Source organism: Rhodobacter capsulatus, from assembly GCF_052363185.1.
Classification (GTDB): Bacteria; Pseudomonadota; Alphaproteobacteria; order Rhodobacterales; family Rhodobacteraceae; genus Rhodobacter; species Rhodobacter capsulatus_E.
On record NZ_CP198955.1, the window covers coordinates 117,821 to 130,563 of the forward strand.

The window sequence follows — 12,743 nt, forward strand, 5'->3', positions numbered from 1 at the left end:
CAGTTAGCACGCTCTTGCGGGGATGTGTAGCCCTATTTTTCGCGTTCGCTCAAAGCTGCCGCCGTTCCGTCGAGGGTCTGTGCCGCAGCGCCTTTCGTGCCCTTGGCCACGATCAGCGGCAGCATCTCGGCGCCATTGGGCAGGGGCATGTTGGTATGCGCCGGTTCGCGCCAGCTCAGCGTGTCGAAGCCGCCGCAATTGTCGCAGACCGGGCCCCATTGCGCCTGGATGTTCTGGCACTTGTCGCAGCACCATTGCTTGCCGCGCGGCGCCGTCAGCGCCTTGGCGAGCCAGCCGCGCACCACCGCATCATCCTCGCCCTCGCCGCGTTCGATCGCCGCCATCAGCGTCAGCACGCGCGAGGTCGGGTTCGCCTCGACCAGATTGCCCAGCGCCCGCCGCGCCGCCGGGAAATCCTCGGCCGCGATGCAAAGTTCGGCGCGCAGAAGCCGGGTTTCCTCGTGATCGGGGCGCAGCGACAGCAGTTTTTCGAACCGCTTCAGCCGTTCGGTCGCTGATTCGCCCGGCACCATCGAGGCGAAGACCGCCGCCAGATCCGGATGCGGCTGCGCCTCCCAGGCCTTCAGCAGCACGCGGGTCGCCGATTTCGCATCGCCCTTGTCGTAATGCGCCTTGGCCGCCATCGCCGCGGCGGGAATGAGGTCCGGCGAGGCCTTGGCCGCGGCAATCGCCGCTTCCTGCGCCTCGATCGAAGTGCCGCCATCCAGCACCGCCTTGGCCTCCTGCAGCGCCAGCACCGCATCGCGGCGCTTGTGCACATCCTTCGGCAGCTGCCCCTGACGCATCTTGGCGAGCAGCACGTCGCGCGCGCCCTTCCAGTCGCCCACCTCGGTCTGCAGCTTGAAGAGCGTGTTCTGCACCTCGAGGTTCTTCGGATTGAGCGCAAAGGCCTTTTGCGCCAGCTTCACCGCGGTATCGGTGTCACCCTCGGCCAGTTTTTGCGACAAAGGCCCCTGCACGCCCACAAAGCGGGTGCGCTGATCGGCGAGAAGCTTGCGATAGACCTCCTCGGCCTTGCGGGTATCGCCGTTCATCATCGCCGCCTGCGCGGTCAGAAGGTTGGTCAGTTCCGGCCGGCGCAGGTAGCGCTCGGCCCGGTTCGCCTTCGAGGCCGCCAGCTTCGCCTCGCCCGAGGCGACGGCCAGCATCCCCTCGGCCAGGGCTTCATAGCCCTTGCGTTCGCGGTTGCGGTCGAAATAGCGGCTGATCGCGGTTTCGTCGCCGGTCACGAAGCGGATGAAGGCGAAGACGAAGCCCAGCACCTTCAGCGCCAGCCAGATCGCCACGACAAGAAGCCCGATCAGGATCACCACCTGCAGCGCGCCCAGGTTCAGCTCGATCCCGAAGGCGATGATGCGGATGGTTTCGCCCAGATCCGAGAGCCAGGCGGCGCCAAAGGCGAGCCCGACGACGACGGCGACGAACAGCGAGATTTTAATGAAAGACCAGATCATCGCCGTCCCCTCATTGCACGGATTGCGTCAGGTCGGCGATGGCAGCCTGCGCGCTCGCGCGCTGGGCCACCATGTCCTTCCAGGATTGCAGATCGGCCTGCGCCGCTTCGGGCAGGGCCGCGATTTCGGCCAGAGCCGCGTCGAATTGTGCCGCATCGACCGCGGTTTGCGCCCGCGACAGCACCGCATCCGGGCCGGTGCCGTCCTGCGCCGTCAGCGACCGGGCCCCGGTCTGCGCCAGCAGGAACGATCCGAGCCGGTCCTTCATCGTCTCGCCCGCGGTCGCCTTGCGCGCCGTGGTCAGCGCCTTGCGCGCCCCCTCGGGGAAGGCCGCCTTGAGCGCCGCGATCGAGGGCAGATCGCCCTTCAGCGCCGCGGGCACCGAAACGCCCGCCGCCGCCACATCGCCCAGCGCGCCATCGATCGGCGCATCGGTTTCAAACGCCGCCGCCAGCCGGGCCACGGCCGCCTGGGCGATCGCCTTTTTCGCCGCGGCTTCCGATTCGGCGCGGATCTTCGCGGTTTCGGCCTCGGCTTCGGCGATCTTCGCCTTGGCCTCGGCGGTCGCAACTTCCAGCTGCTGCTGCGAGGCAAAGGCCGGGCTCTTCTCGACCATCGCCTTCAGCGCGTCGATCTGCCCCTGCACGCCCGACAGATCGACCGGCGCGGCCGGGGCGGTGCCGCCCTGCGCTTCCAGCGCCTGAACCTTGCCGGAAAGCTCGCCCACCGCGGTCTGCAGCGCCGCGACGCCGGCATTGCCCGCCTGCAGCTCGGCCATCGTTTTCACCACGGCCTCAAGTTTCGCCGCCTGTGCGGCCAGATCCTGTTCCACCGTGCTTTGCGCGCCCGGCAGCACCTTTTCACGCAGCTCCGGCGGCAGTTTCGGCAACACGACCAGCGTGCCCACCGAGCCGATCACCGCGGCGATGATGCCCCCCCAAACGACCGACATCCCCCCGCGCGGCGGCTGCGGCACGGGCTTCGGTTTCGCCGGGGCTGATTCGGTCGCAGGCTTCGACACCTGTTCGGGCGCTGGCCGCGCTGCCGCCTCGGTCTTGGCCCCGGTCACGTCCGTGCCCGGACCGCCCGCGTCTTTGTCAGACATTTCAGGGGTTTGCGCAGCGGTCTGAGCTGTGCTGTCACGCTCCGTCTCGTCCGGGTTCGCCATGGACACTCCTCCAAGTCGCGCAACGCGGCGCGATGTCTTCATTTTGCCGCAGTCTATTGAGCGGCTTCGGCCTGCTCAACCTCAACCGCTCTCAGGCCCGTGCGACAAGTGCGTCCAGCAGCGCTTCGGCATCGGGACGCGCCGCAATCTGCAGCTTTGTCGCAGGCAGCGCGGAACAGGCCCGCGCCGCCTTTTCGGAAATCGCCACCAGCCGCAATTCGGCGCGCGCCCCTTGCGCGGCCTCGGCCAGCAAGCGGCCGCTGTTGGGCGAAAAGATCGGCACCAGAACCGGGCCGGGCTGCGCGAAAAGCGCCAGCATCTCGGGCGCGGGGGGCTGGGGCAGCTGCGCATAGACGATCGCTTCGGCGACCTGCCGCCCGGCAGCGCAAAGCCGCTCGGCCAGCGGAAAGGCGCTTTCGCTGCCGCGCGCATGCAGGATCGGCCCCGGATCGGGGGCGGTCCGGATCACCTCGAACAGGTGCTCGGCATCGGGGGCAACGGCCAGCACCGGGAAACCCGCCTGCCGCACCACCGCCGCCGTGCGGGTGCCGACGCAAAAGGCCGGACAGCCCGCCAAGGCGCTGTCGGCCAGCGGTTTCACCGCCTGTTCCGAGGTGAAGATGAGCGCATTTGCCGCGGGCAGATCGGCCCCCGTCGGCGTGGTTTCCAGAAGCGGCGCGATCACCACGGGCCAATCCGCCCCCATCCGGGCGCGGAACTGCGCGGCGAAACGCTCGGACCCGGCGCGGGGACGGGTCAGCAAAAGCGGCGGTCGGGAAGCGGTGCTCATCGGCGCCTCGGGTTGTGCGATGCCTGAGCCGGTGTTACCTGCAGGAAGGACCCCGCGCAACGACATCGGCATGACCAGACCCCTGACCTTCCTTGGCCTTGAATCGAGCTGCGACGACACCGCCGCCGCGGTGGTGCGGTCGGATGGCACGGTTCTGGCCTCGGTCGTGGCGGGGCAGACCGCCTTGCATGCGCCCTTTGGCGGTGTCGTCCCCGAAATCGCCGCGCGGGCCCATGCCGAAAAGCTGGATAGCTGTGTCGAGGAGGCCCTGGCCGAGGCCGGGCTTTCATTCGCCGATCTGGATGGCATCGCCGTGACCTCGGGGCCGGGGCTCATTGGCGGGGTGATGTCGGGGGTGATGTGCGCGCGCGGGCTGGCGGCGGGGACCGGGCTGCCGCTGGTTGGCGTGAACCATCTGGCGGGCCATGCGCTGACGCCGCGGCTGACCGACGGGCTGGCCTTCCCCTATCTGATGCTGCTCGTCTCAGGCGGGCATTGCCAGTTTCTGCTTGTGCGCGGGCCGGACAGTTTTTCGCGTCTGGGCGGCACGATCGACGATGCCCCGGGCGAGGCTTTTGACAAGGCGGCGAAGCTTCTCGGCCTGCCGCAGCCCGGCGGCCCCGCGGTCGAGGCCGAGGCCGCCAAGGGCAATCCGAAAGCCTTCCGGTTTCCGCGCCCGCTGCTGGATCGCCCCGGCTGCGATCTGTCCTTTTCCGGGCTGAAGACCGCGCTTTTGCGCGCCCGCGATACGGAAATTGCAGCGCAGGGAGGGCTTTACCGGCAGACCCGCGCGGATTTGTGCGCCGGGTTTCAGCAGGCGATTGCCGATGCGCTGGCGGAAAAGACCCGCCGGGCGCTGGCGGTTTATCTCGACACCGCGCCCGCGGAACCCGCTTTGGCGGTGGCCGGGGGGGTGGCGGCGAACCAGTCGATCCGGGGCGCCTTGGAACAGCTTTGTGCCGCGCAGGGCGTGCGCTTCACCGCGCCGCCCTTGCGGCTTTGCACCGACAATGCGGCGATGATCGCCTGGGCGGGGATCGAGCGGTTCCGTCTGGGGCTGGCCACCGAGGCCGATCTGATCGCCCGGCCGCGCTGGCCGCTGGATGCCACGGCGCCGGCGATGCTTGGCTCGGGCAAGAAGGGGGCCAAGGCATGACGATTGCGGTTCTGGGGGCAGGGGCGTTCGGCACGGCTTTGGCGATTTCGCTGGCCCAGCGCGGGCCGGTGCTGCTCTGGGCCCGCGATGCCGCCCATGTCGCCGAGATGCGGGACAGCCGCCGCAATGAACGCCGTCTGCCGGGGGCCGTGCTGCCCGAGGCCCTGACCGTGACCGACCGGATCGAAGATGCCGCGGGCTGCGATATCGTGCTGCTCGGCGTGCCGATGCAGAAGATGGGCGGCTTTCTGGCCGAAAATGCCGGGTTGCTTGACGGCAAGGTGCTGGTCTCCTGCTCGAAGGGGATTGATCTGGCGACCGGGCGGGGCTCGGTCGCGCTGATCGAGGCGGCCTGTCCCGGGGCCAGTGCGGCCGTTCTGACCGGCCCGAGTTTTGCCGCCGACATCGCCCGCGGCCTGCCCACGGCGCTGACGCTGGCCTGCCGGACCGATTCGCCCGATCTGCAGGCGCGGCTCTGCACCCCGACCTTGCGGCTTTACCGCACCACCGACACGATCGGCGCCGAACTGGGCGGGGCGCTGAAAAACGTCATCGCCATTGCGGCGGGGGTGGTGATCGGCGCGGAACTGGGCGATTCCGCCCGCGCCGCGCTGATGACCCGTGGCTTTGCCGAGATGAACCGGCTGGCGATGAAACTGGGTGCCCGGCCCGAGACGCTGATGGGCCTTTCCGGGTTCGGCGATCTGGTGCTGACCTGCACCTCGTTGCAATCGCGCAACTTCCGTTACGGGATCGCGCTGGGCAGTGGGGCGGCCTTTGATCCGGGCGTGACGGTCGAGGGCGCGGCCACCGCGCGGGCCGTCACCAGACTGGCGCGGGACCATGGCCTCGACATGCCGATCGCCGCAATGATCGCCGCGCTCTGCGCGCAAAAGATTTCCGTTGCCGACGCCGTTACGGCGCTGCTCTCTCGCCCGCTGAAGGAGGAATGAATGCTTTACGCCGTGATCTGCAAGGACAAGCCCGGGGCGCTGCAAACGCGGCTTGAGACCCGCGCCGCGCATCTGGCCTATATCGAGGCCACCGGCATCGTCAAAATGGCCGGGCCGTTTCTGGAGGCGGGGCAGATGTGCGGTTCGCTGGTCATTCTGGACTGTGACAGCCTGGACGCCGCGCAGGCCTGGGCCGCGGGCGATCCCTATGCGCATGCGGGGCTGTTCGAATCGGTCAGCGTCACCGAATGGAAAAAGGTGATCGGCTGATGGCAAAATGGCTCTTCAAATCCGAGCCCGATGTCTGGTCCTGGGACATGCAGGTGGCCAAGGGCGCGGTCGGCGAAGAGTGGCATGGGGTGCGCAACTATCTGGCGCGCAACAACATGCGGGCGATGAAGCTGGGCGATCAGGGCTTCTTCTACCATTCGAACATCGGCAAGGAGGTCGTCGGCATCGTCGAGGTCTGCGCGCTGAGCCACCCCGATTCGACCACCGAGGACCCGCGCTGGGATTGCGTCGACATCCGTGCGGTGCGGCCGCTGGCCCGGCCGGTGACGCTGGCCACGGTCAAGGCCGATCCGCGTCTGGCGCAGATGGCGCTGGTCACCTCGATGCGGCTGTCGGTGCAGCCAGTGACGGAAGAGGAATGGAAGATCGTCTGCGAATTGGGCGGCGTCGATCCCTGATCCCGCGGCACCGTTCGGACATGGGATAACGTCATGGCCCCCGGAAAAAACCGGAGGGTCCCGGCACCCCTACCAGGACCCTCCTTCACCCCACGTGCTCCCCTACGCACCACACGTGAAACTGTAATCGGGTCCTGGCCATACTGGCCGTTGCCCCATCACTACGCGAGGGGATGATTCCCCGCAACCGATCAATCCGAACAATATGACGCAATTCCAGAAGCTTGATTGCAACCCTTGGTTAACCGGACTGCCGCCGACTTGCCGGGACGGGCTTTTGCGCTAAGTGACGAAGATGCCCGGTTTCATCCTCGTCGCCCATGGTTTTCCCTCCAATCCCGATCCGGCCGAAGCCGCGCTGGCGGCGCTGGCGGCGCGGGTCGGCGCCTTTTTGCCCGAAGCGCGGGTGATCTCGGCGACGCTGGCGAAACCGGGATCGCTGGCGCAGGCGCTGGAAACCCTGCCGCGGGCGCGGATCTATCCGTTCTTCATGGCCGAGGGCTGGTTCACCGCGCGGCAATTGCCGCGGCGTCTGGCCGATCTGGGCAGCCGGGCCGAGATTCTCTCGCCCTTCGGCGCCGATCCGGCCCTGCCTGCGCTGGTGATCAAGACCGTGGCCGAGGCCGGTCCGGGCGATCTGATCCTGTGCGCGCATGGCTCGCAGGTGGCGCGCAGTTCGCGGATGGCGGCGATGGCGATGGCGGAACGGATCGGGGCAAGCCTGCCCGGTCGGCGCATCGTGACCGCCTTTCTGGAGGAAGACCCGCATCTGCGCGACATTGCGGCGCAGCATCCGCGGGCGATCTGCCTGCCCTTTTTCGCCCTGCGGGCCGGTCATGTCGCGCAGGACATTCCCGAAGCCCTTGCCCAGGCGGGCTTTCACGGCCGCCTTCTGCCCGCCATCGGCGAGCGCCCCGAGGCCGCCGATCTGATCGCCGCCGCCCTGCGCCGGGCCTGACCCGCGTTTGTCACGCAGCTGTCACATATCTTTTGCATAAGCGTCACGACCCGAGCCTAGGAGGGTTGCCGAGGCCTTGACGGGCCCTCCCAGATCTTCAGGAGTGATCCATGACTTTCGTGAAATTCGGCGTCTCGGCGCTTGCCATCATCGCCGCCTCGGCCACTGGCGCTGCCGCGCGTGACCAGATCCAGGCCGCCGGTTCCTCGACCGTGCTGCCCTATGCCACCATCGTCGCCGAAGCCTTCGGCGAAAACTTCGATTTCAAGACCCCGGTCGTCGAAGGCGGCGGTTCGGGCGCGGGCCGCAAGAAACTGTGCGAAGGCGTCGGCGAAAACACCATCGACATCGCCAACTCCTCCTCGCGCATCAAGCAGTCGGACATCGACACCTGCAAGGCGAACGGCGTCGAAGAGATCATGGAAGTCCGCATCGGCTATGACGGCATCGTCTTCGCCAGCGACATCAACGGCCCGGACTTCGCTTTCACCCCCGCCGACATCTTCGGCGCGCTCTCGGCCAAGGTGGCCAAGGACGGCGCGCTGGTCGACAACACCGTCAAGACCTGGGCCGAGGTGAACGCCGCGCTGCCCGCGCAAGACATCCTGACCTTCATCCCGGGCACCAAACATGGCACCCGCGAAGTGTTCGACGTCGAAGTGCTGGAAGAAGGCTGCAAGACCACCGGCGCCTATGACCTGTTCCTTGCCGCCTCGACCGGCGCCGATGACGACGCCAAGAAAAAGGACGCGGTCAAGTCCTGCCTGACGCTGCGCACCGATGGCGTGTCGGTCGATATCGACGGCGACTACACCGAGACGCTCTCGCGCATCGACGCCAACAAGAACGCCATCGGCGTCTTCGGCCTGTCGTTCTACCAAAACAACACCGACAAGCTGCGCGTCGCCACCATCGACGGCATCGTCCCCACGGTCGAGTCGATCGCCAAGGGCGACTATCCGGTGTCGCGTCCGCTGTTCTTCTACGTCAAGAAAGCCCACCTTGGCGTGATCCCGGGTCTGAAGGAATTCATCACCTTCTTCGTCTCGGACGAGATGGCCGGTCCGGAAGGCCCGCTGGCGGCTTACGGCCTTGTGTCCGATCCGGAACTGGCCGCGACCCAGGCGATGGTCGAGGCGGAAACCCCGATGGGGCCGCTGAAGTAATCGAACCTCGGGGGGCGCCTTCGGGCGCCTCCCGTCCCTTGTTGCGCCTTCCCCTGTTGCGGATGAACACATGACCCCCGGTCTTCTTGCGCTGATCGTGCTCGCCCTTGCCTGTGGCGGCTTTTTTCTGGGCCGCTTCCGGGCGCTGCAACTGGTGGCCAAGGATCTGCGCCTGCTGCATTCCCTTCCCGGCTATTATGGTCAGACGGTGGCGCTGTTCACCGCCGTGCCCGCGCTGGCGCTGATGGCGCTTTGGCTGCTGGCGCAACCGGTGGTGATCGAAAACCGGATCTCTGCGATGATCCCGGCCGAGGATCTGCCGCAGGGCTCCAGCCGCAATCTGGTGATGGCCGATGTGCGGCGCATCGCGGGCGGGCTTGACCTGATCCTGGCCGACGGCTCCCTGTCCGAAACCGATCTGAGCCAGATGCGCGCCGATTTCAGCGACATCCGCTCGCGCATGGCCAGTGTCGGCGTCGCGCTGGGGGCGAATGTGCGCCCCTCGGTCTTCGAGGCCGCCAAGGCCTGGCGCGATATGAACGGCCTCGCCCGGATGGCGATGACGGCGGCGACGCTGGCGGCGGCGCTGGCGGGCTTCGCCTTTGCCGCGCTGCGCATCCGCCCCGAGTTCCGCGCCCGCAACGTGTCCGAGACCTTCCTGCGCTGGCTGCTCATCGCCGCCTCGCTTGTCGCGATCGGAACCACGATCGGCATCGTGCTGTCACTGGTCTTCCAGACCGTGCATTTTTTCCAGCTTTACCCGGCCGAGGAATTCTTCTTCTCGCTGACCTGGAATCCGAAATTCGGCGGCGGCTCGGAACTGTCGATCTGGCCGCTGGTCTGGGGCACGCTTTATGTCTCCTTCATCGCGCTGGCCGTGGCGGTGCCGGTGGGCCTTTTCGCCGCGATCTATCTGGCCGAATATGCCTCCAAGCGCGTGCGCGGCATCGCCAAACCGCTTCTGGAAGTGCTGGCGGGCATCCCGACCATCGTTTACGGCCTTTTCGCGCTGATCACCGTCGGGCCGCTCTTGCGCGACTGGATCGCCCAGCCGCTGGGCCTTGGCTCCTCGTCTTCGTCGGTGATGACGGCCGGTCTGGTGATGGGGGTGATGATCATTCCCTTCGTCTCCTCGCTGTCGGACGACATCATCAACGCCGTGCCGCAATCGCTGCGCGATGGCTCTTTCGCCATGGGCGCGACGCAATCCGAGACGGTGAAACAGGTGATCCTGCCCGCCGCGCTGCCGGGGATTGTCGGCGCCATCCTGCTCGCCGCCTCGCGCGCCATCGGGGAAACGATGATCGTGGTGCTGGGGCCGGGGGCGGCCGCCAAACTCTCGATGAACCCGTTCGAGGCGATGACCACCGTCACGGTGAAGATCGTCAGCCAGCTGACCGGTGACACCGAATTCGCCTCGCCCGAGACGCTGGTGGCCTTTGCGCTGGGCCTGACGCTCTTTGTCTTCACGCTGGTGCTGAACGTCCTGGCGCTGGTGATCGTGCGCAAATACCGGGAGCAATACGAATGACCATGGTCGAAACCCCTGCGCCGCGGTCGCTTTACACCGCCGATGCCCGCACCAAGGCGCGCAATGCTTCCGAAAAGCGCTTCCGCATCTATGGCATCGTGGCCGTGGCCATCGGCCTTCTGGCGCTTGTCGTGCTGCTCTCCTCGGTGCTGGGCTCGGGTCTGGGCGCCTTTCGCCAGACCGTGCTGAGCCTGCCGATCACGCTGGACGCCAAGGCGCTTGACCCCAAGGGCAACCGCGATCCGGCCGAAATGGCCAAGGCCACCACCGTCACCTATGGCAAGCTGATCACCAAGGCGCTTGAAGCCGCGGTGATCGACAAGAACCTTGCCCCCCAGATGAGCACCAAGGACATCGGCGCGCTGGTCTCCAAGGAAGCCCCGGCGGGTCTGCGCGATCTGGTCCTCTCCGATCCCGATCTGGTCGGAACGACGATCACCTTTGACGTGCTGACCTCGGGCCGGGTCGATGGCTTCTTCAAGGGCCGGGTGACGATGGAAAGCGCGGCGCTCGACAGCAACATCACCCCCGAACAGCTGCAGCTGGCCGAAAAGCTGCGCGATGCGGGGATGCTGAAACTGGCCTTCAACCCCGGCTTCCTGACCAACCCCGATGCCTCGGAACTGCGGCCGGAATCGGCGGGTCTGGGCGTTGCCATCCTCGGCTCGCTTTACATGATGGTGATGGTGCTGTGCATGGCGTTGCCGATCGGCGTGGCCGCCTCGATCTACCTTGAGGAATTCGCGCCGAAGAACCGCTTCACCGACCTGATCGAAGTGAATATCGCGAACCTCGCCGCCGTGCCCTCGATCGTCTATGGCATCCTCGGCCTTGCCGCCTTCATCAACTTTGCCGGCATGCCGCAAAGCTCGCCCTTGGTCGGTGCGCTGGTGCTGACGCTGATGACGCTGCCGCGGATCATCATTCCGACCCGGGCCGCGCTGAATGCCGTGCCGCCCTCGATCCGCGAAGCCGCGCTGGGGGTTGGCGCCTCGAAGACGCAGACGATCTTTCACCATGTCCTGCCGCTCGCTGTGCCCGGCATCCTGACCGGGGCGATCATCGGGCTGGCGCAGGCTTTGGGCGAAACCGCGCCGCTGCTTCTGATCGGCATGGTCGCCTTCGTGAAAGACTACCCCGGCGCCCCGCCCGAGGGTATCCTCGATCCGGCCTCGGCGATCCCGGTGCAGATCTACAACTGGACCCAGCGCGCCGACCCGGCCTTTGTCGAACGGGCTTCGGGGGCGATCATCGTGCTGCTGGTCTTCCTTCTGGTGATGAACTCCCTTGCCGTGATCTTGCGGCGCAAATTCGAACGGCGGTGGTAAGGAATCATGAACAACATGCGTTTGACGGAGAGAGCCGTGTCCACCGATGTGACGAAATTCACCGCCCGCAAGGTGCAGGTCTATTATGGGGCCTCGCATGCGATCAAGGATGTGGACATCGACATCCTCGACAAGACGGTCACGGCCTTCATCGGCCCCTCGGGCTGCGGGAAGTCGACCTTCCTGCGCTGTCTGAACCGGATGAACGACACCATCGACATCTGCCGCGTCGAAGGCGCGATCCAGCTGGATGGCGAGGATATCTACGACAAGAAGGTCGATCCGGTGCAGCTGCGCGCCCGGGTGGGGATGGTGTTCCAGAAGCCGAACCCCTTCCCGAAGTCGATCTATGACAACGTCGCTTACGGGCCGAAGATCCACGGGCTGGTCCGCAACAAGGCCGAGCTGGACGAGGTCGTTGAAAGTGCGCTGCGAAAGGCCGCGCTCTGGAACGAGGTCAAGGACCGTCTGGCCGCCCCCGGCACCGGGCTTTCGGGCGGCCAGCAGCAGCGCCTGTGCATCGCCCGCGCCGTCGCCACCTCGCCCGAGGTGCTGCTGATGGACGAACCCTGTTCGGCGCTTGACCCGATCGCCACCGCCCAGGTCGAAGAGCTGATCGACGAGCTGCGCAGCAATTTCTCGGTCGTCATCGTCACCCATTCGATGCAGCAGGCGGCCCGGGTCAGCCAGCGCACGGCCTTCTTCCACCTTGGAAATCTGGTCGAGTTCGGCGAGACCGGGCAGATCTTCACCAATCCGCGCGATCCCCGCACGGAAAGCTACATCACCGGCCGCATCGGTTGAGGAAAGATCCCATGTCACAGCATATCGTTTCATCCTTCGACCGGGATCTCGAGTCGGTTCAGGCGATGGTCGTCAAAATGGGGGGCCTTGTCGAAACCCAGGTTCTGGACGCCGCCCAGGCGCTGGAAGAACGCGACGAGGATCTGGCCGAAACCGTCCGTCAACGCGACAAGCAGGTGGATGCGCTGGAAGAGCAGATCAACACCGAAGCCGCCCGGCTGATCGCGCTGCGCGCGCCGCATGCCACCGATCTGCGCATCGCGCTGACGGTGATCAAGATCTCGGGCAATCTGGAACGCGTGGGCGACTATGCCAAGAACATCGCGAAACGCTCCAAGGTGATTGCGGAACTGCCCTCGATCAACGGGTCTTCGGGGGCGATCCGGCGCATGGCCGCCGAGGTCGAGGGGATGCTGAAGGATTCGATCGACAGCTTCATTCAGCGCGATGCGAAGCTGGCGGCCGATGTGCGCGCCCGCGATGTGGCGATCGACCAGATGTATAATGCGCTCTTTCGCGAATTCCTGACCTACATGATGGAAGATCCGCGCAACATCACCCCCTGCATGCATCTGCATTTCATCGCCAAGAACATCGAGCGGATGGGCGATCTGTGCACCTCGATCGCGGAACAGGTGACCTATCTGGTCACCGGCCAGATGCCCGAGGAGCCGCGGCCGAAATCCGACAGCGTCAGCACCTTCAAGCCGGGGGAGAGTTGATAG

13 protein-coding genes are annotated in these 12,743 nt (G+C 66.4%); 10 read left to right on the top strand and 3 right to left on the bottom strand.

The features are described from left to right. Positions 1–32: 32 nt before the first annotated feature. The 3 genes from ACTTAG_RS00585 to ACTTAG_RS00595 form a co-directional block, all read right to left on the bottom strand. Positions 33–1,475: a heme biosynthesis protein HemY gene (locus tag ACTTAG_RS00585; protein ID WP_444463710.1), complete on the bottom strand. Its 1,443-nt coding sequence runs from the start codon at positions 1,473–1,475 to the stop codon at positions 33–35. A 10-nt stretch (positions 1,476–1,485) separates the two neighbouring features. Next, positions 1,486–2,580, bottom strand: coding sequence for a COG4223 family protein (locus tag ACTTAG_RS00590; protein WP_444463711.1), 1,095 nt, complete (start codon positions 2,578–2,580; stop codon positions 1,486–1,488). Between the two features lie 154 nt (positions 2,581–2,734). Continuing rightward, positions 2,735–3,433: a uroporphyrinogen-III synthase gene (locus ACTTAG_RS00595; protein ID WP_444463712.1), complete on the bottom strand. Its 699-nt coding sequence runs from the start codon at positions 3,431–3,433 to the stop codon at positions 2,735–2,737. A gap of 70 nt (positions 3,434–3,503) precedes the next feature. On the opposite strand from ACTTAG_RS00595, the gene tsaD reads away from it, so the two are divergent. The 10 genes from tsaD to phoU all read left to right on the top strand — a co-directional run bounded on the left by tsaD (position 3,504) and on the right by phoU (position 12,740). Beyond that, positions 3,504–4,589 carry a tRNA (adenosine(37)-N6)-threonylcarbamoyltransferase complex transferase subunit TsaD gene (gene tsaD / locus ACTTAG_RS00600; RefSeq protein ID WP_444463713.1) on the top strand — a complete coding sequence of 362 codons (1,086 nt, stop codon included), beginning with the start codon at positions 3,504–3,506 and terminating at the stop codon, positions 4,587–4,589. Further along, on the top strand, positions 4,586–5,542 hold the full coding sequence (locus ACTTAG_RS00605) for an NAD(P)H-dependent glycerol-3-phosphate dehydrogenase (RefSeq protein WP_444463714.1): 957 nt from the start codon (positions 4,586–4,588) through the stop codon (positions 5,540–5,542). The genes tsaD and ACTTAG_RS00605 overlap by 4 nt, the downstream gene beginning before the upstream one ends. Further along, positions 5,543–5,812: a YciI family protein gene (locus ACTTAG_RS00610; protein WP_444463715.1), complete on the top strand. Its 270-nt coding sequence runs from the start codon at positions 5,543–5,545 to the stop codon at positions 5,810–5,812. Continuing rightward, positions 5,812–6,231, top strand: a complete 420-nt coding sequence (locus ACTTAG_RS00615) for an EVE domain-containing protein (RefSeq protein ID WP_444463716.1) — start codon at positions 5,812–5,814, stop codon at positions 6,229–6,231. Before ACTTAG_RS00610 ends, ACTTAG_RS00615 begins: the two co-directional genes overlap by 1 nt. Positions 6,232–6,526: 295 nt before the next feature. Then, positions 6,527–7,189: a CbiX/SirB N-terminal domain-containing protein gene (locus ACTTAG_RS00620; protein ID WP_444463717.1), complete on the top strand. Its 663-nt coding sequence runs from the start codon at positions 6,527–6,529 to the stop codon at positions 7,187–7,189. Positions 7,190–7,299: 110 nt separating this feature from the next. Further along, positions 7,300–8,355 (top strand): substrate-binding domain-containing protein, encoded by a 1,056-nt coding sequence (locus ACTTAG_RS00625; protein WP_444463718.1) that lies wholly within the window; start codon positions 7,300–7,302, stop codon positions 8,353–8,355. A gap of 70 nt (positions 8,356–8,425) precedes the next feature. Beyond that, positions 8,426–9,886: a phosphate ABC transporter permease subunit PstC gene (gene pstC, locus ACTTAG_RS00630; RefSeq protein ID WP_444463719.1), complete on the top strand. Its 1,461-nt coding sequence runs from the start codon at positions 8,426–8,428 to the stop codon at positions 9,884–9,886. Continuing rightward, positions 9,883–11,214: a phosphate ABC transporter permease PstA gene (gene pstA, locus ACTTAG_RS00635; protein ID WP_444463720.1), complete on the top strand. Its 1,332-nt coding sequence runs from the start codon at positions 9,883–9,885 to the stop codon at positions 11,212–11,214. Before pstC ends, pstA begins: the two co-directional genes overlap by 4 nt. A 15-nt stretch (positions 11,215–11,229) precedes the next feature. Next, complete coding sequence (gene pstB / locus ACTTAG_RS00640) at positions 11,230–12,018, top strand: phosphate ABC transporter ATP-binding protein PstB (RefSeq protein WP_444463721.1); 789 nt, start codon at positions 11,230–11,232, stop codon at positions 12,016–12,018. Positions 12,019–12,029: 11 nt separating this feature from the next. Beyond that, entirely contained in the window at positions 12,030–12,740 is a 711-nt protein-coding gene (phoU, locus tag ACTTAG_RS00645; protein ID WP_444463722.1) for a phosphate signaling complex protein PhoU, read from the top strand. Positions 12,741–12,743 lie beyond the last annotated feature (3 nt).

What these genes read in the sequence shown, in the direction of transcription:
- ACTTAG_RS00620 (WP_444463717.1), top strand. Translation starts at nt 6,527, where the DNA reads ATGCCCGGTTTCATCCTCGTCGCCCATGGTTTTCCCTCCAATCCCGAT.
- tsaD (WP_444463713.1), top strand. Translation starts at nt 3,504, where the DNA reads ATGACCAGACCCCTGACCTTCCTTGGCCTTGAATCGAGCTGCGACGAC.
- ACTTAG_RS00610 (WP_444463715.1), top strand. Translation starts at nt 5,543, where the DNA reads ATGCTTTACGCCGTGATCTGCAAGGACAAGCCCGGGGCGCTGCAAACG.
- phoU (WP_444463722.1), top strand. Translation starts at nt 12,030, where the DNA reads ATGTCACAGCATATCGTTTCATCCTTCGACCGGGATCTCGAGTCGGTT.
- ACTTAG_RS00625 (WP_444463718.1), top strand. Translation starts at nt 7,300, where the DNA reads ATGACTTTCGTGAAATTCGGCGTCTCGGCGCTTGCCATCATCGCCGCC.
- ACTTAG_RS00590 (WP_444463711.1), bottom strand. Translation starts at nt 2,580, where the DNA reads ATGTCTGACAAAGACGCGGGCGGTCCGGGCACGGACGTGACCGGGGCC.
- ACTTAG_RS00585 (WP_444463710.1), bottom strand. Translation starts at nt 1,475, where the DNA reads ATGATCTGGTCTTTCATTAAAATCTCGCTGTTCGTCGCCGTCGTCGTC.
- ACTTAG_RS00615 (WP_444463716.1), top strand. Translation starts at nt 5,812, where the DNA reads ATGGCAAAATGGCTCTTCAAATCCGAGCCCGATGTCTGGTCCTGGGAC.
- pstA (WP_444463720.1), top strand. Translation starts at nt 9,883, where the DNA reads ATGACCATGGTCGAAACCCCTGCGCCGCGGTCGCTTTACACCGCCGAT.
- ACTTAG_RS00605 (WP_444463714.1), top strand. Translation starts at nt 4,586, where the DNA reads ATGACGATTGCGGTTCTGGGGGCAGGGGCGTTCGGCACGGCTTTGGCG.
- pstC (WP_444463719.1), top strand. Translation starts at nt 8,426, where the DNA reads ATGACCCCCGGTCTTCTTGCGCTGATCGTGCTCGCCCTTGCCTGTGGC.
- pstB (WP_444463721.1), top strand. Translation starts at nt 11,230, where the DNA reads ATGCGTTTGACGGAGAGAGCCGTGTCCACCGATGTGACGAAATTCACC.
- ACTTAG_RS00595 (WP_444463712.1), bottom strand. Translation starts at nt 3,433, where the DNA reads ATGAGCACCGCTTCCCGACCGCCGCTTTTGCTGACCCGTCCCCGCGCC.